Here is a 16,409-nt window from a genome sequence, read left to right as displayed (position 1 = left end):
GACATGCAACGCAAGCTGACGGTGGTGCTGGCCCTGTCCAGCCTCGTCACCGCTGGAGCCGTCGGGGTCGCGACCGCGGACACCGCGGAGTTACCCGTCTACGGCGTGAAGAGCTCCGGTCTCGACCAGGAGCAGGCGCAGAAGCTGCAACGGGCGTTCGGCCTCAAGGACGTCCAGAGATCCGAGTCCGGCGCGGTGTCCTTCGCGGACGAGCAGCGCTACCAGTACCTGCCCACCGTCGACAAAGGACAGGGCAGGCCGGACGAGGACGGCAACGCCACCACACAGACCGCTCTCGACACCGAGGCGATCAAGCGCATCAAGACCATCCCCGTCGAAGAGGCCGCCAAGCGCGCGCAGGAAGGCCTGAGGGCAGCGGGTGTGCTGCCGGGCAACGCAACGCCCAGCGCGCAGCACACGACGTTCGAGCTATCAGACGTCAACGGGCGCAACGCACTCACGGCGAACCTCGACACGAGCGTCTCGTACACGTTCCAGCTCGACGGTCTTCCGCTGGAGGGCGAGGGCGCGAACATCCGCGTCTCGTTCGACGCGCAGGGCGTGACGGCCGTCAGCCACGCGGCCCGTACCTACGACAAGGCCGGCACGGTCAAGGTGAACGACCTCGCGTACGGCGCCGAGCTGTGCCAGAAGTACCTGGGCGCCTCGGTCAAGCCCGAGGTGAGCTACGTCTACGTGGCCCCGCCGCTGGAGGACAAGGTCGACAGGATCGAGCCTTCGTTCCGCTGCGCCGGTCGCAACGACGACGGTGGCGCACCGCAGGCCATCACCCTGCCCGCCGCGGTCGGCGCCGAGCTGCCGCAGCCGGGACCGGGCCAGGAGCCCCGCCCGGACACCCAGTTGGGGAGCCAGGGGATCGGTACCCAGGTCGGCAGCGAGGGGACCGGCAACTGCTCCGGCCTGCCGAACACCGCCGCCAACATCGGCACGTTCAACACCGAGGCGAGCAACCACGGCATCACCCGCGACTTCAGCTGGCTCGACGGCAACGCGTGGGAGAGCGACTTCAAGGACCCGATGTTCGCCGGCGGTGACGACACGAACTGGGCCGACGACGTCGACCTCACCTACTGGCAGGGCCACGGCTCCGGCACCGGCTTCTACTTCACCGGCTGCTCCAACCACACCGACAACAAGCTCGCGAACACCGACGCGCGCTGGGGTCAGAACGACGTCGAGTGGATGAGCCTGTTCACCTGCCTCGTCCTCGAGGACAGCACCGGCGGCCAGAGCTGGGCGCAGCGCTGGGGCCAGGCCTTCCGCGGCCTGCACCAGATCAACAGCTTCACGACCGTCAGCTACAACTCGGCCAACCACGGCGGCAAGTTCGGTCACTACATGTGGCGCTCGCCGTTCCTGTGGTGGAACAACCCGATGAAGGTCCGCGACGCGTGGGCGCAGGCCAGCATCGACACCCAGCCGGCGTCCGTCCGCTGGGCGAGCATGGGCCCCGTCACCTCGACGGGTGCGCTCGGCAACTACAACGACTACTTCTGGGGCAAGGGCTCCGTCGGCTCCGACTACGCCTCGACCGGCCTGTTCTGGCGGATCTCCGGCGCCTCCTAGCAGCAGCCGAACCCTCGACGAAGCCCGGTGACCTCGCGGTCGCCGGGCTTCACCGGTTCGCCGGGCGCCCCGAAGGCATCCGCAGCACCGGCCGGAACGGCTCCCCGTCGTTGTAGAGATCCTCCAACTCGGTGACGTAGGCCAGCACCGCGGGATTCACGATGTCGGCCAGCGATCGCACCCCGGCCTGGGGCTCGTAGGAGGCGAGGTAGGTCGCCGCCGCACGTGCCCGCTCCAGCACCGACCTGTCGAAGTTGATCGTCCTTTGGACCCGGCGCCGGGATTGCGTGCTCTGCCCGGTAGGCTCGTCCACGCCTGGAGCACTAGGGGAGGCTGTGATTCCGTCCACACTTCCGTCCGGCACGAGGTCAGGTTCGAGCATGGGCGAATCTCCTCGGAGTCGTCGCTCCGGACCACGCCCGCAGTGCTGGTCGAACGGGTCGCGAACCGGCCGGTCAGCGCATTCACATGGTTGTACACGTGCGCATGTTTAAGACGCACGCACTGTGGGTGACCAGGGCGTTCGCAGTCGGGTGAACCTTGCCAGCGACGGAGAGAATCTCGAGCCCGGTGTTCCCCACTGACGTCTCCTCAGTGATGATGTGTCGGCCAGATTAGACGTAATTCCTCCCAGGGGGAACGGCCAGATGATCTACACCCCGCAGCAACAGCCCCACACGTCGTGACGAACTCGTGTTCTACTCGTAGCGCAAGCCCCAGCGCACTCTGGAGTAAGAAATGACCGCCATGGACCTGGTGACACTCGCTCAGCAGCAGCCGACGGTGCCGGGCACAAGCAACGTCCGTGACTGGATCCTGGGCAACATCGTTCCACTGCTGCTGCTGACGGTCGCACTCCTGCTGCTCTGGCTCGGCGGAGGCAAAGGCGACAACGCGGGCGTCATGCGCCGCCTCGGTGGTGTGATCGTCGCACTGGCCATCATCGGTCTCGCGGTCACGACAGACGCGGGGGCGAACATCGGCAAGTGGCTCGCCGGCTTGTTCGTCGGAGGCTGATCCGTGCGGGTCCGCACCGACGACGAGGTCTACCGGGTCGACGCCGTCTGGCTCGGTCCGCCCAAAGCGACTTTTCCCTGGCGCGCGCGATACGTCGCGTGGGGCGTCGGGATCGTCGTCTTCCTCGTCGTACTCACGATCGAGCGCCAGATGGGCATCGGGTTCGGGTTCTTCTCGACCGCGTGGGCCCTCGTCGCGACGATCATCCTCACCCGGTTCATCACCCAGCGGATCAGCCATGAACGGCCCCTCACGGCCGTCATGTCGATGTGGGTCCGCGAGCTCACCGCACCTCGAGAGCGCACGGCCAGCACCGGCGGGGCGGCCAGCGCCGCCCGGATCCGGGTCAGTCCGCAGCGGCCTCGTCCCAAGTTGACCAAGAAACAACAACGACGGGCGAGACAGCAGGCCCAGCCCCGCCGGACGTCAGACAGCCGTAAGAAGGAGGTTCGCGGTGTTCGGACGCCGGCGAGACCGTGACCGTCGCTCCGCCCAGCACATCGCCCAGCACGCCGCGGCCGACCCCCGCGACCGCGACCGGGCCGCCTATTCGAAGCGTGGCCGCCGCCTGCCCGGCGAGCAGGCCGTGCCGAGCTACACGCCGTCGATCTCCGCCAGGAGCATCGACGGTCACCTGCTGCGCACCGGCCAGGAGGTCTACGCCTGGTACCGGCTCGCGCCGCAGCGCTGGTCGTTCCGCAGCGACTCGCAGCGCCAGGACCTGATCGCCGCCATCGCCGGGCAGTACGCCGAGCTGCAGGGCCGCTGGATGCACCTGCGGGTGACCACGCGGCCGTACCCCATCCGCATGTGGGCCGAGGCGCACGTGCACAACGCCGTCAAGCGCCTGCCGGACACCCCCGGCACGCTGTCGTTCGACGACTACATGGTCGGCGAGCAGCAGCAGCTCATGGGTCGCTCGATGGCGGAGAAAGAGGTCTACCTGGGCGTTCAGGTGCAGACCCGCAACATGATGGACCGCGCGGTCGAACGCGCGGCCCCCGTGCTGCGCAAGGTCTTCCCGGACGCCGTCGACGCCGAGCTCGTGGCGCTCGACTCCGAGGTCGAGCACCTCGACCAGGTCATCGGGTCCGCCGGTCTCGAAGGGCGTCCCGCGACGGCCGAGGAGATGTCCTGGCTGATGCACAGGTCGTGCTCGCTGGGCCTGCCCGCGCCGCGCAACATGCCCGCCGTGCCCGGTGCCGCGTGGGAACCGGAGGACCTGGCGTCGTTCACCGACGCCGCGGACTTCCACCAGGAGCCCTACTCGCCGACGGTGACCGTGCGCGGCCGCACCGGCTCCAACGCGGGCATCAAGCGGCACGTCGCGGTCCTGACGGTCGGCCTCATGCACGGCCTGCAGATCCCCGAGGTCGACGACCCGTGGGTGCAGCGCGCGGACCGGCTGCCGGCCTCCGTCGAGTGGTCCGCCCGCATCTACGTGCGCAAACCCGAAGAGGTCTCGGGTGAGCTGTCGCGGCAGATGAGCAAGGTCCGCTCGCAGGTCCGCCACTACACCGACGAGCACGAGCTGGAACCGCCGCAGTCGCTGGCCCGCCAGGCCGGCCGCGTGCTGGAGATCGACGACGAGATGACGTCGGGCTTCACCGCGCTCGGCACCCGGGTCCGCTCGTGGTGGCGCCTCGCCGTCTCCGGCCCGACCGAGCGCGAGGCCCTGCGCCTGGCCCAGTCGCTGCTGGAGCTGTACAAGCCGAAGGTCGCGATCGAGCACCCCGAGGCCCAGTACGCGATCGCCCGCGAGTTCATCCCGGGCGAGCCGCTGTCCAGCGGCGCGTACCTGCGGCGCGGCAGCGTGCTGTGGGCAGCGTCCGCCGTCCCCACGGCCACGGCCGAGGTCGGCGACCGGCGCGGAATCCTGCTGGGCGAGACCGTCACGGCCACCCGCCGCCCGGTCGCGTGGGACCCGTGGATGGCGCAGGAGCTCCGTGACGCATCGGGCCTGACGGCGATGGTCGCGGGCCTGGGTGCCGGCAAGTCGTTCCTCGGCGGCGGCATGGTCTACAAGACCCTGCGGGCCGGCGCGCACTGGACGCTGCTCGACCCGTCCGGTCCGCTGTCCGCGCTGTGCGAACTGCCGGAGCTGCGGCCCTACGCGCGTCCGATCAACCTGCTCAACGCCCAGCCCGGCATCCTCAACCCGTACCGGGTGGTCGCCGAGCCGCTGATCGAGCACTTCCTCGACGAGGACGACCCGGAACGGGCCTGGCGCCGGGAGAAGGCCCTCGCGGCCGCCACCCGCCGCCGTCTGGTGCTGGACGTGCTCACCGGCCTGCTGCCGTACGAGGTCGCGCGCCTGCCGCAGACGCGCATCGTGCTGCTGCGTGCGGTCCGCACGGTCGGTGGCCGCTTCGACGCCCACCCCGGTCTCGTCTTCGAGGCGCTGCGCCGGGACGCGTCCGAGCACCACGAGCACGCCGTCGTCGTCGCGGACTTCCTCGACGAGATGCGCGAGCGCATGTCGTTGCTGATCCCCGAGGAGAACCTCGACCCGTACAACGAGGTGCGCGACGACCGCCTCACCGTCCTCACCATGGCGGGCCTCAACCTGCCCAAGGACGGCGTCGGCCGCGAGCACTGGACGGACGCGGAGTCGCTCGGCGTCGAGATGCTGAACCTCGCAGCCTGGCTCACCCAGCGCTCGATCTACGAGAAGCCGAAGGACCAGCGCAAGGGCGTCTGGATCGACGAGGCGTTCTTCCTCTCCGAGGTCCCGACCGGCCGCGTGCTGATGAACCGCTTCGCGCGTGACTCGCGAAAGTGGAACGTCCGCGTGCTGCTGTCGTCGCAGATCCCCGCCGACTTCCTGAAGATCCAGGGCTTCGTGACGCTGCTCGACTCGGTCTTCGTCGGGCGGCTCGACGACGACTCGGCGCAGGCGGACGCGCTGCGGCTGCTCAAGGTGCCGATCGGCGCCGGGTACGAGCAGGTCATCGCCTCGCTCGGCCGCCGCCCCGGTGGCGAGCGCAACGCGACCGAACGCGACCGCGCGCCGCGGCAGTTCATCTTCGGCGACGGCGCCGGTGGCGTGGAGCGGATCCGCATCGACTTCAGCGGCCCGCACCTGGAACACCTGCGCAACGCCCTCGACACGACCCCCGATGCCAAGCGCGACAACGGCAAGGGCGAACTCGTGCCGACGGACGACGAGGCCCCGATGTCGCCCGCCTACGTGCCCGACGAGATCGACGACGAACTGGCGGCGGACATGGAACTAGGCCTGACGGAGGAAGAGGCCCAGCTGGTGGGCCACGGTGACGGCACCAACCGCCACCGGGACGGCGGCGCATGACGGCGCTGACGATCGTGCTCGCGATCGCCGCCTTGCTCTGGGCAAGGCGGCGGTTCGCGCTGCGCGCGTCAGCACGCACCAGGTCGGTCGGCCTCGTCGCGGCCATCCTGGCGTTGCAGGTGGTCATGGGTGCCCCGATGGCGCACGCCCAATCCTGTGGCGAGGCACCGAACCCGGAACGGCCCGGCGCCGGCATGGTCGGCGCGCTCGACCCGCCCGTCGGCAACGGCCTGCCCGGCTCGCCGTACCTCGACTACGGCTACGCGGGCATGGTCTGGCACAACTACCAGGCCAAGTGCGGTGTCCTGCCGGACGCCAACGCCACGCTCGACACGTGGGCGGGCAACGAGCTCTTCAGCATCGGCAAGAACATCGTCGGTGCCACGAACGCGTTGCACTACACGGTGATGGGCCGCGGTCTGCTGGTTCCGCTGGACGACGCCGTGAAGAACGGCGTGCAGAAGGTCTACGACAACGTCTACCTGCGCTGGTTCGGCCTGGTGGCGTTGCTCCTCGCGATCCTGATGTTCCGGCAGATCTGGACCGGCGACTTCGCCGCGATCTCCAAACGCGGGCTCTGGGCGCTCGCGGCCATGTGGCTGGCAACGTCCACATTGGCCTTGCCGCAGTTCTACAACCTCCTCGACAACACACTGGTCTCCAAGACCTCGGAGATCCAGGCGGGGTTCATCGAGGCGCCTGAAGAACAAGGCACGCTCCACGTACTACCGACGAAACTGCACGACGCCGTCGTCTACCAGAGCTGGCTGCGCGGCGCGTTCGGCACGCCCGAGGCACCGCAGGCCGCCGAGTACGGCCCGCGGATCCTCAAGGCGCAGGCGTGGACCACGGCCGAGATCGCCGAGGGCAAGGACGCCGACCAGGCCGCCCTGGACGCCAAGAAGGCCGAGTGGAAGGCCCTCGAAGCCCAGCTCGGTACCGCCAAGGGCTACTTCGACGGTGTCGACGGCAGCCGCACCGGCGCCGGTTTCCTGGCTCTGCTGCAGTCCATCGCGTTCTCGCTGTTCCAGCTGTTCGCGAAGGCCGCGGTGCTGCTCGCCCAGCTGCTGCTGCGCATCCTGACGCTCGCCGGGCCGCTGATCGGCCTGGTCGCGTTGCTGCACCACGACCTGCTGCGCAAGGTCGCGCGCGCGGCCGCCGTGACGATCTTCAACGTGCTGATCCTCGCGGTCCTCGCGGGTGTGCACGCGTTGCTGCTGCAGGCGATCTTCAACGCGACCGGGCTCTCGTTGCTGACGCGCACGTTGCTCGGCCTGATGCTGACACTCGTGTGCTTCGTGATCGGCAAACCGTTGCGCCGCATGTGGCAGATGGTCGAGATGTCCGTCGGCTCGGCGAGCAACGTCCTGCCGATGAGCGGCGGCGTCTGGTCGAAGATGACGGGCCGCAAGAAGCAGGCGGGCCCGACGCCGCAGGACGAGTTCTGGGAGTCCGTGCGGGAGAACGAGACCGACGGCGACGAGGTGCCGCAGCGCGGCCGCGGCCGGGTGCGCCCGGAGGCGTCCAACCCGGTCATGGCGACGGCGCAGCGGCTCGACCGCGACTCCGTGCCGGGCCAGATCGTCAGCGGTGGCGACTCCTCGTCGGTGCGGGCGGGCGCGCTGCCCGCGGGATCGGGTCCGGCGGCGTTGCCGGCCGCCCGGTCGCGCGTGGTGGACAGCCCCACGGTCACCGACAGGCAGTGGGACAGGGTCGACGACGCGGTGCTCGTGCCGTCGCGGTCGGGCGCCTACTCCGCGCCGGTGCAGGAACCTCGCAGAGCAGAGACAGAAGTGGTGGCAGGGCGTCCAGTGCACGTGATCTACCGGCCGTCGCGCGGCTTCGAAGTCAGGGACAACTGAAGGGAGGCGTAGGTGCCGATCCGTACCAACCGCGGCCGCGCCGCGGTCTACCGCAGGCTGTGGGGATGGCCGCTGCGTTCCCCGCGGCACCTGGCCGCCTCGATCATCATCTTCGTGGCACTCGTCGTCGCGCTCGGTGTGATCATCCCGAGGGTGCTCGACCGCAAGCCCGTGGATCCGTCGGCGGCCGGTCAGCCGTCGACGTCGTCGCAGGGCACCCAGGTCGGCCAGCTGCCGGGCAGCGGTGCCTCGCTGCCGACCAAGCTGCCGCCGCCGAGCAACTCCGCGAAGGCGGCGCCACCTGCCGCCGACGCGCAGCTGATCGCCGAGCTGTGGGCCGAGACCTGGGTCAAGCCGCCGCCGAACAACGACGTCAACAAGTGGCTCAAGCAGCTCGAGGAGTACACGACCCCCGAGTTCCTCGCTCAGATGGCCACGATCGACCCGCGGAACGTGCCGGACAAGCTCACCGACAAGGTCAAGGCGGTGAAGTCGACGACGTCGTCGATCGACTTCGAGGTCCCCACGGACCTCGGCAAGGTGCGCATCACGCTGGTCAAGGCACCGGACGGCAAGTGGCGAGTGAACAGCTACACGAAGGTGGACTGAGCCATGCGCGTGATGTTGCTGATCGGGGCGCTGGCGATGATCGTAGTGATCGCGGTCACGACGTCAGGCGTGTCGCAGGTCGTCAGCAATTCCACGAACCCCGCTGCCGGCGCGAACATGATGCGGCTGAGCTGCAACGCGGCCATCGGCCCGTGGGACTCGGGCAACGGTGACAAGGGCCGCCACGACGCGTCGCGCCTCAACGAGGAGCAGCGCAACATCGTCGCGCGCATCATCTCCATCGGCCAGGAGCGCAAGCTGCCCCCGCTCGCGTGGCAGATCGCGATCCAGGCCGGCATGACCGAGTCGGGCCTGCGCCCGCTGGACTACGGCGACCGCGACTCGCTCGGCATCTTCCAGATGCGTCCGTCGATGGGCTGGGGCACCGAGGCCCAGGTGATCGACCCGACGTACGCGATCAACAAGTTCTACGACGTGCTGCTCAAGGTGCCGGACTGGGAGAACAGGCGTCCCGGTGACTCGGCGCAGGCGGTGGAGCGGTCGGCGTACCCGGACCGGTACCACAACTGGGAGTCCATGGCGGCGTTCCTGCTCGGCGAGCTGGGCGCGATCACCGACCCGGCGGGCTGCGGCTCGGGCGCGGGGGAGTTCCTGCTGGCGTCGAACGCGGCGGGCATCGCGATCGGGTTCACCAAGGAACAGCTGGGCGAGCCGTACCTGTGGGGCGGCAACGGCCCGGACGCGTGGGACTGCTCCGGCATCCTGGTGAAGGCGTTCGGCGCGGCCGGTGTGAGCATCCCGCGCGTCGCGAACGACCAGTACGAGAAGGGCGGCGCCCACCTCCCGGTGCGCGACGCCCAGGCAGGCGACCTGATCTTCTGGGCGACCGACACGTCGAATCCCCGTACGGTGCACCACGTGGCCATGTACCTCGGTGGCGACGAGTACATCCACGCCCCCCAGACGGGTGATGTCGTGAAGATCAGCAAGGTCAACTGGGACTATTACGAGTTGATGCCGCTGGCCGTCCGGCCGGGCGTGTAGATCGCGGGGAGGCGCTCCATGTTCAACCACGACCCCATCCCGAGGCCCTCCGGACCGCCCGCGTCGAGCACACCAGTGCGTGACTACATGGCGGCCGGAGCACCGGGGGTCTCTGCCGACTACGTGGTGATCCCACGGGCTCTGGCCGAGGCCATGCCGCTGCCGTTCCAGCAGCACCTCGTGCACCTGCTCGCGGACTTCCACCGCACCTACGGCCACCTGAAGTGGCCGGTGTACCGGGTGGTGCCGTCGCGCTACGAGAAGCTCGCCGACCTCGACGAGGAACAGCTGGCCGAGGTCGGCGCCATCATGGAGATCGACTCCGACGGCTCTCTCGTCTACCGGGACCGTTCCGGACGTAAGATCGAGAACGCCGAGGACCGCACGGTGCTGGTCTCGTGTTTGGACCCGATCCCGTCGGAGTACGCCAACGCCAACCAGTCCACGCCGCCGCGGGGATTCCCGGCGCCTTTGGGAGGCGAACGCGTATGAGTGACAGCAGCGGTTGGTACTTCTGCCTGACCCACCAGACGGTGGAGCACGGCAAGGGCTGCAAGGGCCCGGACCGGATGGGCCCGTACCCGGACGAGGCCACCGCGGCTCGTGCACTGGAGATCGCCCGCGAACGGACCAAGGCAGCGGACGAGTCCGACAAGAAGTGGCGCGGCGACGACGAGGACTGAGTTCTCGGTACTTAGTCTGTGCGGGTGGCTTCCCTGGTGATCCGCACGGGCCGTGCGGACGTGTCCTTCGACGGCATCCGCACCGAGTTCGGTCTGCCCTCTTCCTTCGACGCGGCCGTGCTCGCCGAGGCAGAGGCGGCGGTCTCCCGTTCCCCGGGAGACCGCCCCGACCTCACCTCGCTGCCCCTGGTGACGATCGACCCGCCCGGCGCCAAGGACCTGGACCAGGCGCTGTGCGTCCTGAAGTCCGGTGACGGCTTCGTCGTGCACTACGCGATCGCCGACCTGGGCCTGTTCGTGACGCCCGGCGGCCCGCTGGACCTGGAGGTCCGGCGTCGCGGTCAGACCCTCTACCTGCCCGACGGCAACGTGCCGCTGCACCCCACCGTGCTCTCCGAGGGTGCGGCGTCGCTGCTGCCCGGCGTCGTGCGTCCCGCGGTGCTGTGGACGTTCACCTGCGGCGCCGACGGCGTTCCCGCGGCTGTCGAGGTGCGCCGGGCGATGGTGCGGTCGACGGCCCAGTTCGACTACGAGTCGGTGCAGAAGTCGTTCGACGCGGGTGATCCGCACCCGTCGGTGGCGGCGCTGGCCGAGTTCGGGCCGTTGCGGCGGGCACTGGCTCTTCAGCGAGGTGCGATCGAGCTGCAGCTGCCCGAGCAGGAGATCGAGTCCGACGGCGAGGGCTGGCAGCTGGTCACCCGGCCACGTGCCGAGGTGGACTCGTGGAACGCGGAGATCTCGCTGATGACCGGCATGGCCGCCGCGTCGATCATGCTGGAGGCCCGCGTGGGCGTCCTGCGCACGCTGCCCGACCCGGACGCCGCTGCCGTGGCCACCCTGCGCAAGTCCGCGGCGGCGCTGAAGGTGGCGTGGCCCGCGGACCTGTCGCCGGGTGCGTTCCTGGCCGGTCTGGACGCTTCCCGGCCGGAGTCGCTGGCGTTGTTCACCGACGCCACGCGGCTGCTGCGCGGTGCGGGCTACTCGGCGTTCAACGGGTCCGTTCCCGAACTCGTGACGCACGCGGGTGTGGCGGCCCCGTACACCCACGTCACCGCACCCCTGCGCCGCCTGGTCGACCGCTTCGCCACCGAGGTCTGCCTGGCGGTCACGGCCGGGCAGGAGCTGCCGTCCTGGCTGGCCGAGGCCCTGCCGCAGCTGCCGTCGCTGATGGGGTCGTCCGACTCCCTCGCCTCGAAGGTGGAGCGGGCGTCACTGGACCAGGCCGAGGCGTGGGTGCTGGCCGGACGCGTCGGCCAGGAGTTCGACGCCGTCGTGCTGCGGTCCGGTGACAACGAGGCCGAGGTGTTCGTGTCCGCGCCGCCGATCCTCGCCAAGTGCGCGGGAAAGCGGCTCCCGGAAGGCGAACGGATCCGCGTGCGCCTGACCGAGGCGGACCCGGTCGAACGCCGGGTGCGCTTCGAGCACGCGCGCTGAGAAGCGGGCGAAGGTCACGTTGGGCAGCCCGCGTCCGGCAGGTCGTGTGAAGATGCAGGGGTGACAGACATTCGTGACCTCACCGTCGGCGTCCTGGGCGGCACCGGAGCCCAGGGCAAGGGCCTCGCCATCCGCTGGGCCAAGGCGGGCCTCAAGGTGATCATCGGCTCCCGCAGCGCCGACCGGGCCGAGCTGGCGGCCAAGGAGATCGTCGAGATCGCGGGCGGCGACGTCCGGGGCGCGGACAACACCGACTGCGCAGCCGACTCCGACGTCGTGCTGGTCGCGGTGCCGTGGGACGGGCACGGAGACCTGCTCGCCAGCCTGCGCGACCAGCTGGCCGGGAAGATCGTCATCGACTGCGTGAACCCCCTCGGCTTCGACAAGCAGGGTCCGTTCGCGCTGCCGGTCACCGAGGGCAGCGCGGCGCAGCAGGCCGAGCTCCTCCTGCCGGAGTCCAGGGTCACCGCCGCGTTCCACCACGTGTCCGCCGTGCTGCTCGCCGACCTGACCGTGCCCGAAGTGGACATGGACGTCCTGGTGCTGGGCGACGACCGCGAGGCCACCGACACCGTCCGGGAACTGGCCGAGCTCGTGCCCGGCTTCCGCGGCGTCTACGGCGGCAGGCTGCGCAACGCCCACCAGGTCGAGGCGTTCACCGCGAACCTCATCGCGGTCAACCGCCGGTACAAGACCCACGCCGGCCTGAAGATCACGGGAGTCTGATGCTCCCCGTCGACGACCTCGGTGAGCCGGTGGCGCTGGACCAGCCTCGACGGGTGGTCAGCCTGGTGCCGTCGATCACCGAGGCCGTCGCGGCGACCGTGCCCGGATCCCTGGTCGGCGCAACGGACTACTGCACCCACCCGGCTGATCTCGACGTGGCCCGCGTCGGTGGTTCGAAGTACCCGGACGTCGACGAGGTCCTGGCGCTGCAACCAGACCTCGTGATCGCGAACTCCGAGGAGAACCGCGCCGAGGACGTCGACCGGTTGCGCGCCAACGGCGTCAACGTCTGGGTGACCGAGGCGCCGAAGACGGTCCCGATGGCGTTGGAGTCGCTCAGAAGGCTCTTCGCGCTCGGCTGGGACCTCGTGCCCGAGTGGCTGACCGAGGCCGAAGAGCTGTGGCGCGACACGAAACCCGCGAAGCTCACCGCGTTGATCCCGGTCTGGCGCCGCCCGTGGGTGGTCGTCGGCCGCGATACCTTCGCCACCGATGTGTTGCGGCGCCTGGGAATCGAGAACGTCTACGCGACGCACGACGAGCGCTACCCGCGTCCGAGCCTCGACGAGCTCAACGACAAGCGCCCCGACCTGGTGATCCTGCCCGACGAGCCGTACGTGTTCACCCACGAGGACGGCCCGGAGAGCTTCCCGGGCCTGCCCTACGCGCTCGTCAACGGCAGACACCTGACCTGGTACGGGCCTTCGCTCGTAGAAGCAAAGCCTGCCCTGGAGAGGTCACTGGACTACGGCCAGGGTTGACAACCACGGGTGGATTCGCGGAACCCCGTGCGCTGCCAGGATTCTCGGCCATGGGGAAACTAGCCGCGATCATCGCGACAGCCGCCGCCACCGTCACGCTCACCGCCGTCCCTGCCAGCGCCGACCCCGTCGTCGTCTACCAGCTCGCCGGCAGCACCCGCTGCCTCGCCGACGTGCGCACCGACGTCGTTCTGAAGCCGTGCAACGAACTCTCCGACGACCAGCGCTGGCTCGTCCCGATCAGCGGTGGGGTCGACTGGCCGCACAACATCGCCACCGACAGGTGTCTCGGTGCGACCGCCGCCGGTGACGTGGTCGGCCAGGCCTGCACCTCGAGCGCCGGCCAGCGGTGGCGCCGGGTGCCGACGGGGAGCTCGTTCCAGTTCCGCAACGTCGGCACCGGCAAGTGCCTCACCGCGCAGGTGACGGTCGCGACCTGCAGCACCTCCAGCTCGAAGTGGAACGGCCTCCGTTAGTGGCGTGACCCGGCCCGTTGGCGGCCGAGTTCACGCTCAGCAGGGCGCCTCGCGGCACCGCCCCCATACATCCAGTATGAGGACGTGGGGGCGGCACCCCGATGCACCCGTCTGACCGCGAACTCGCCCGGCAACCTTCCGGGTCACACCACTAGCCGCGGAACCGGTCCGTCGCCTCCAGCAGCGCGGACAGGATGCCGGGCTCGTCGTACGCGTGCCCGGCATCCGGCACCAGCACCAGTTCCGACTCGGGCCAGGCCTTGTGCAGGTCCCACGCCGACACCGCCGGAGTCGCGATGTCGTACCGCCCCTGCACGATCACGCCCGGGATGTCCTTGAGCCGCACCGCGTCCCGGATCAGCTGACCCTCCTCGAACCACCCGCGGTGCACGAAGTAGTGGTTCTCGATCCGCGCGAACGCCAGCGCGTACTCCGGCACGGCGAACTCCGCCACCAGCTCCGGCCGCGGCAGCAGCGTCACCGTCGCGCCCTCCCACGTGCTCCACGCGACGGCGGCGGGCCCGTGCACCTCGGGGTCCTCGGAGGCCAGCAGCTTCGTGTACAGCTCGACGGGATCGCCGGACAGACCGGCCAGCGGCTCCGTGAACTTCTCCCACAGGTCAGGGAAGAGGTTCGCCGCCCCGCCGCGGTAGTACCAGTCCACTTCGGACGACCGCAGCGTGAAGATGCCGCGGAGCACCAGCTCCGACACGCGCGAGGGATGCGTCTCTGCGTACGCCAGCGCCAGCGTCGAGCCCCAGGAACCGCCGAAGACCTGCCAGCGGTCGATCCCCAGCGACGAGCGCAGCTTCTCCATGTCGGCCACGAGGTGCCAGGTCGTGTTCAGCGACAGGTCGCCGGACACGGAGGCGTGCGGCACCGAACGTCCGCAACCGCGCTGGTCGAACAGGACGATGCGGTAGGCGGACGGGTCGAAGAGGCGCCGGTGCGAGGGCGAACAGCCGCCGCCGGGACCACCGTGCAGGAAGACCACGGGCTTGCCGGACGGGTTGCCGCACTCCTCCCAGTAAACGAGGTTGCCGTCGCCGGTCTCCAGGTGGCCTGACGCGTGGGGCTCGATCTCCGGGTACATGGGCCTATCGTCGAACACATGGCGCAGTTCTCGCAGGAGACCTCCACCACGGGGGCGTTCGTCAGGCAGCCGAACCGCTTCACCGCACGGCCGGAGCCCGAGCCGGGCCGCTACCGGCTCGTGGTCAGCCTCGCCTGTCCGTGGGCGCACCGCGCGGTCATCGTCCGCAAGGTCCTCGGCCTCGAAGACGCCATCTCGCTGGCGGTCGTCGACCCGATCCGCGACGAGAAGGGCTGGCGTTTCGCCGAAACGGACCCGGTCCTGGGCATCGACTACCTCAAGCAGGCCTACGACAACGCCGATCCGGGCTACGAGGGCCGCGTCACCGTCCCGGCCCTGGTCGACACGACCACGAAGAAGGTCGTCACCAACGACTACCCACAGATCACCCTGGACTTCAGCCTCAAGTGGCGCCCGGAGAGCACGCTCTACCCGGAGCACCTGCGCGAGGAGATCGACGCCTGGATCGAGCCGATCTTCCACAACGTCAACAACGGGGTCTACAAGGCCGGTTTCGCCACGTCACAGGAGGCCTACGAGCAGGCCTACACGAACCTGTTCGCCGAACTGGACCGCATCGAGGCCCACCTCGCCACCCGCACGCATCTGGTCGGCGAGCAGCTGACCGAGGCCGACATCAGGCTCTGGACCACGCTGGTCAGGTTCGACGCGGTCTACCACGGCCACTTCAAGTGCAACCGCACCAAGCTGACCGAGATGCCGAACCTGTGGGCGTACGCGAAACGCCTCTACGCCCAGTTCAGGGACACCGTGAACTGGGACCACATCAAGCGCCACTACTACGTGACGCACCACGACATCAATCCGAGCGGCATCGTGCCGGCGGGCCCAGACCCGGAGGTCTGGACCCGTTAGTGGCAAGCGATCAGTGGAAGGTGTGCTCGGGGCCGGGGAACTGCTGCCCGCGCACCTCGTTGGCGAACTCCGCGGCAGCGCCCAGCATGATGCTGCCGATGTCGGCGTAGCGCTTGACGAACCGGGGTGTCTTGCCGCGGTTCAGGCCCATCATGTCCTGCCACACCAGCACCTGCGCGTCGGTGTCCGGACCGGCACCGATGCCCACGGTCGGGATGACCAGGTCGTGCGTGATCTGCTTCGCGACCTCGGCGGTCACCATCTCCAGCACGACCGCGAACGCGCCCGCCTCCTGCACCGCGATCGCGTCCTGGAGCACCACGTCGTGGTTCTCGTGACGACCCTGCACGCGGTAGCCGCCGAGCTGGTGCTCGGACTGCGGGGTGAAGCCGATGTGCGCCATGACCGGGATGCCCGCGGCGGTGATCGCGCGGATGTGCGGCGCGAAGTAGGCGCCGCCCTCCAGCTTGACCGCGTGCGCCTGGCCTTCCTTCATGAACCGGACCGCCGTCGCCACGGCCTGTTCGACCGACACCTGGTAGGAGCCGAACGGCAGGTCAGCGACCACGAGAGAGCGCTTGACCGAACGCGTCACCGCGCGCACGAGCGGTACGAGCTCGTCCACGGTGACCGGCAGTGAGGTGTCGTTGCCGTAGACGGTGTTCGAGGCCGAGTCGCCGACCAGCAGGACGGGGATGCCGGCCTCGTCGAAGATCGAGGCGGTGAAGGTGTCGTACGAGGTGAGCATGGGCCACGGCTCGCCGCGTTCCTTCATCTCACGCAGGTGGTGAACGCGAACCCGCTTGGCCGGGGGCTTCTGGCCCGCTCCGGAGCCGTAGGGCGCGGAAACTTCGGCAGTGGTCATCGTCGACCGTTCCTTTCCTCGAAGCCCACCTGAGTGGGTCCCCGGGCGCTTTGTGCACGGTTGCCGAGAACCAGAGTGGCACCGTTGGCGACAAACGGAACACAG

Annotated in this window: 17 protein-coding genes; 14 read left to right on the top strand and 3 right to left on the bottom strand. The window is 69.4% G+C overall.

The annotated features are described in order from the left end of the window. Nucleotides 1–3: 3 nt before the first annotated feature. On the top strand, nucleotides 4–1,587 hold the full coding sequence (locus tag SK571_RS40020) for a DUF6345 domain-containing protein (RefSeq protein ID WP_319989329.1): 1,584 nt from the start codon (nucleotides 4–6) through the stop codon (nucleotides 1,585–1,587). Nucleotides 1,588–1,636: 49 nt separating this feature from the next. Here SK571_RS40020 and SK571_RS40015 read toward each other — a convergent pair whose 3' ends face one another. Further along, on the bottom strand, nucleotides 1,637–1,900 hold the full coding sequence (locus SK571_RS40015; protein WP_266041030.1) for a hypothetical protein: 264 nt from the start codon (nucleotides 1,898–1,900) through the stop codon (nucleotides 1,637–1,639). Nucleotides 1,901–2,325: 425 nt separating this feature from the next. Between SK571_RS40015 and SK571_RS40010 the strand changes: the two genes are divergently transcribed. The 12 genes from SK571_RS40010 to SK571_RS39955 are packed head-to-tail and all read left to right on the top strand — an operon-like array spanning nucleotide 2,326 to nucleotide 13,470. Continuing rightward, nucleotides 2,326–2,604 (top strand): hypothetical protein, encoded by a 279-nt coding sequence (locus tag SK571_RS40010; RefSeq protein ID WP_053739245.1) that lies wholly within the window; start codon nucleotides 2,326–2,328, stop codon nucleotides 2,602–2,604. A gap of 3 nt (nucleotides 2,605–2,607) precedes the next feature. Next, on the top strand, nucleotides 2,608–3,084 hold the full coding sequence (locus SK571_RS40005) for a hypothetical protein (protein WP_319989328.1): 477 nt from the start codon (nucleotides 2,608–2,610) through the stop codon (nucleotides 3,082–3,084). Next, nucleotides 3,059–5,914, top strand: a complete 2,856-nt coding sequence (locus SK571_RS40000; RefSeq protein ID WP_406602102.1) for an ATP-binding protein — start codon at nucleotides 3,059–3,061, stop codon at nucleotides 5,912–5,914. The genes SK571_RS40005 and SK571_RS40000 overlap by 26 nt, the downstream gene beginning before the upstream one ends. Then, nucleotides 5,911–7,776 (top strand): hypothetical protein, encoded by a 1,866-nt coding sequence (locus SK571_RS39995; protein WP_319989327.1) that lies wholly within the window; start codon nucleotides 5,911–5,913, stop codon nucleotides 7,774–7,776. The genes SK571_RS40000 and SK571_RS39995 overlap by 4 nt, the downstream gene beginning before the upstream one ends. A 12-nt stretch (nucleotides 7,777–7,788) precedes the next feature. Next, nucleotides 7,789–8,385, top strand: a complete 597-nt coding sequence (locus SK571_RS39990; RefSeq protein WP_319989326.1) for a hypothetical protein — start codon at nucleotides 7,789–7,791, stop codon at nucleotides 8,383–8,385. A gap of 3 nt (nucleotides 8,386–8,388) precedes the next feature. Further along, nucleotides 8,389–9,390 carry a C40 family peptidase gene (locus SK571_RS39985; RefSeq protein WP_319989325.1) on the top strand — a complete coding sequence of 334 codons (1,002 nt, stop codon included), beginning with the start codon at nucleotides 8,389–8,391 and terminating at the stop codon, nucleotides 9,388–9,390. A gap of 18 nt (nucleotides 9,391–9,408) precedes the next feature. After that, complete coding sequence (locus SK571_RS39980) at nucleotides 9,409–9,882, top strand: hypothetical protein (protein WP_266041036.1); 474 nt, start codon at nucleotides 9,409–9,411, stop codon at nucleotides 9,880–9,882. Continuing rightward, complete coding sequence (locus SK571_RS39975) at nucleotides 9,879–10,073, top strand: hypothetical protein (RefSeq protein WP_253321378.1); 195 nt, start codon at nucleotides 9,879–9,881, stop codon at nucleotides 10,071–10,073. The genes SK571_RS39980 and SK571_RS39975 overlap by 4 nt, the downstream gene beginning before the upstream one ends. Before the next feature lie 24 nt (nucleotides 10,074–10,097). After that, on the top strand, nucleotides 10,098–11,507 hold the full coding sequence (locus SK571_RS39970) for an RNB domain-containing ribonuclease (protein ID WP_319989324.1): 1,410 nt from the start codon (nucleotides 10,098–10,100) through the stop codon (nucleotides 11,505–11,507). Between the two features lie 60 nt (nucleotides 11,508–11,567). Then, nucleotides 11,568–12,233, top strand: coding sequence for an NADPH-dependent F420 reductase (gene npdG / locus SK571_RS39965; RefSeq protein WP_319989323.1), 666 nt, complete (start codon nucleotides 11,568–11,570; stop codon nucleotides 12,231–12,233). Beyond that, nucleotides 12,233–12,994: a helical backbone metal receptor gene (locus tag SK571_RS39960; RefSeq protein ID WP_319989322.1), complete on the top strand. Its 762-nt coding sequence runs from the start codon at nucleotides 12,233–12,235 to the stop codon at nucleotides 12,992–12,994. The genes npdG and SK571_RS39960 overlap by 1 nt, the downstream gene beginning before the upstream one ends. A 50-nt stretch (nucleotides 12,995–13,044) precedes the next feature. Continuing rightward, nucleotides 13,045–13,470, top strand: a complete 426-nt coding sequence (locus tag SK571_RS39955) for an RICIN domain-containing protein (RefSeq protein ID WP_319989321.1) — start codon at nucleotides 13,045–13,047, stop codon at nucleotides 13,468–13,470. Nucleotides 13,471–13,621: 151 nt separating this feature from the next. Here the strand turns inward: SK571_RS39955 and pip are convergent, their stop codons facing one another. Continuing rightward, on the bottom strand, nucleotides 13,622–14,563 hold the full coding sequence (gene pip, locus SK571_RS39950) for a prolyl aminopeptidase (protein ID WP_319989320.1): 942 nt from the start codon (nucleotides 14,561–14,563) through the stop codon (nucleotides 13,622–13,624). Nucleotides 14,564–14,581: 18 nt separating this feature from the next. On the opposite strand from pip, the gene SK571_RS39945 reads away from it, so the two are divergent. Further along, on the top strand, nucleotides 14,582–15,439 hold the full coding sequence (locus SK571_RS39945) for a glutathione S-transferase family protein (protein WP_319989319.1): 858 nt from the start codon (nucleotides 14,582–14,584) through the stop codon (nucleotides 15,437–15,439). Nucleotides 15,440–15,449: 10 nt separating this feature from the next. Here the strand turns inward: SK571_RS39945 and panB are convergent, their stop codons facing one another. After that, the gene (panB, locus tag SK571_RS39940; protein ID WP_319989318.1) at nucleotides 15,450–16,304 is read right to left on the bottom strand and encodes a 3-methyl-2-oxobutanoate hydroxymethyltransferase; all 855 of its coding nucleotides are present in this window, start codon (nucleotides 16,302–16,304) and stop codon (nucleotides 15,450–15,452) included. Nucleotides 16,305–16,409: the final 105 nt, after the last annotated feature.

It is taken from the genome of Lentzea kristufekii (assembly GCF_033949925.1).
Lineage (GTDB): Bacteria > Actinomycetota > Actinomycetes > Mycobacteriales > Pseudonocardiaceae > Lentzea > Lentzea kristufekii.
The sequence above is the reverse complement of the archived record's forward strand: the minus strand, read 5'-3'. Positions and strand labels throughout refer to the sequence as shown.

Excerpts from the sequence above, each read along its gene's own strand:
- SK571_RS40020 (WP_319989329.1), top strand. The coding sequence starts at position 4 with ATGCAACGCAAGCTGACGGTGGTGCTGGCCCTGTCCAGCCTCGTCACC.
- SK571_RS40010 (WP_053739245.1), top strand. The coding sequence starts at position 2,326 with ATGACCGCCATGGACCTGGTGACACTCGCTCAGCAGCAGCCGACGGTG.
- SK571_RS39995 (WP_319989327.1), top strand. The coding sequence starts at position 5,911 with ATGACGGCGCTGACGATCGTGCTCGCGATCGCCGCCTTGCTCTGGGCA.
- SK571_RS39985 (WP_319989325.1), top strand. The coding sequence starts at position 8,389 with ATGCGCGTGATGTTGCTGATCGGGGCGCTGGCGATGATCGTAGTGATC.
- SK571_RS39980 (WP_266041036.1), top strand. The coding sequence starts at position 9,409 with ATGTTCAACCACGACCCCATCCCGAGGCCCTCCGGACCGCCCGCGTCG.
- SK571_RS39975 (WP_253321378.1), top strand. The coding sequence starts at position 9,879 with ATGAGTGACAGCAGCGGTTGGTACTTCTGCCTGACCCACCAGACGGTG.
- SK571_RS39960 (WP_319989322.1), top strand. The coding sequence starts at position 12,233 with ATGCTCCCCGTCGACGACCTCGGTGAGCCGGTGGCGCTGGACCAGCCT.
- SK571_RS39955 (WP_319989321.1), top strand. The coding sequence starts at position 13,045 with ATGGGGAAACTAGCCGCGATCATCGCGACAGCCGCCGCCACCGTCACG.
- pip (WP_319989320.1), bottom strand. The coding sequence starts at position 14,563 with ATGTACCCGGAGATCGAGCCCCACGCGTCAGGCCACCTGGAGACCGGC.
- SK571_RS39945 (WP_319989319.1), top strand. The coding sequence starts at position 14,582 with ATGGCGCAGTTCTCGCAGGAGACCTCCACCACGGGGGCGTTCGTCAGG.
- panB (WP_319989318.1), bottom strand. The coding sequence starts at position 16,304 with ATGACCACTGCCGAAGTTTCCGCGCCCTACGGCTCCGGAGCGGGCCAG.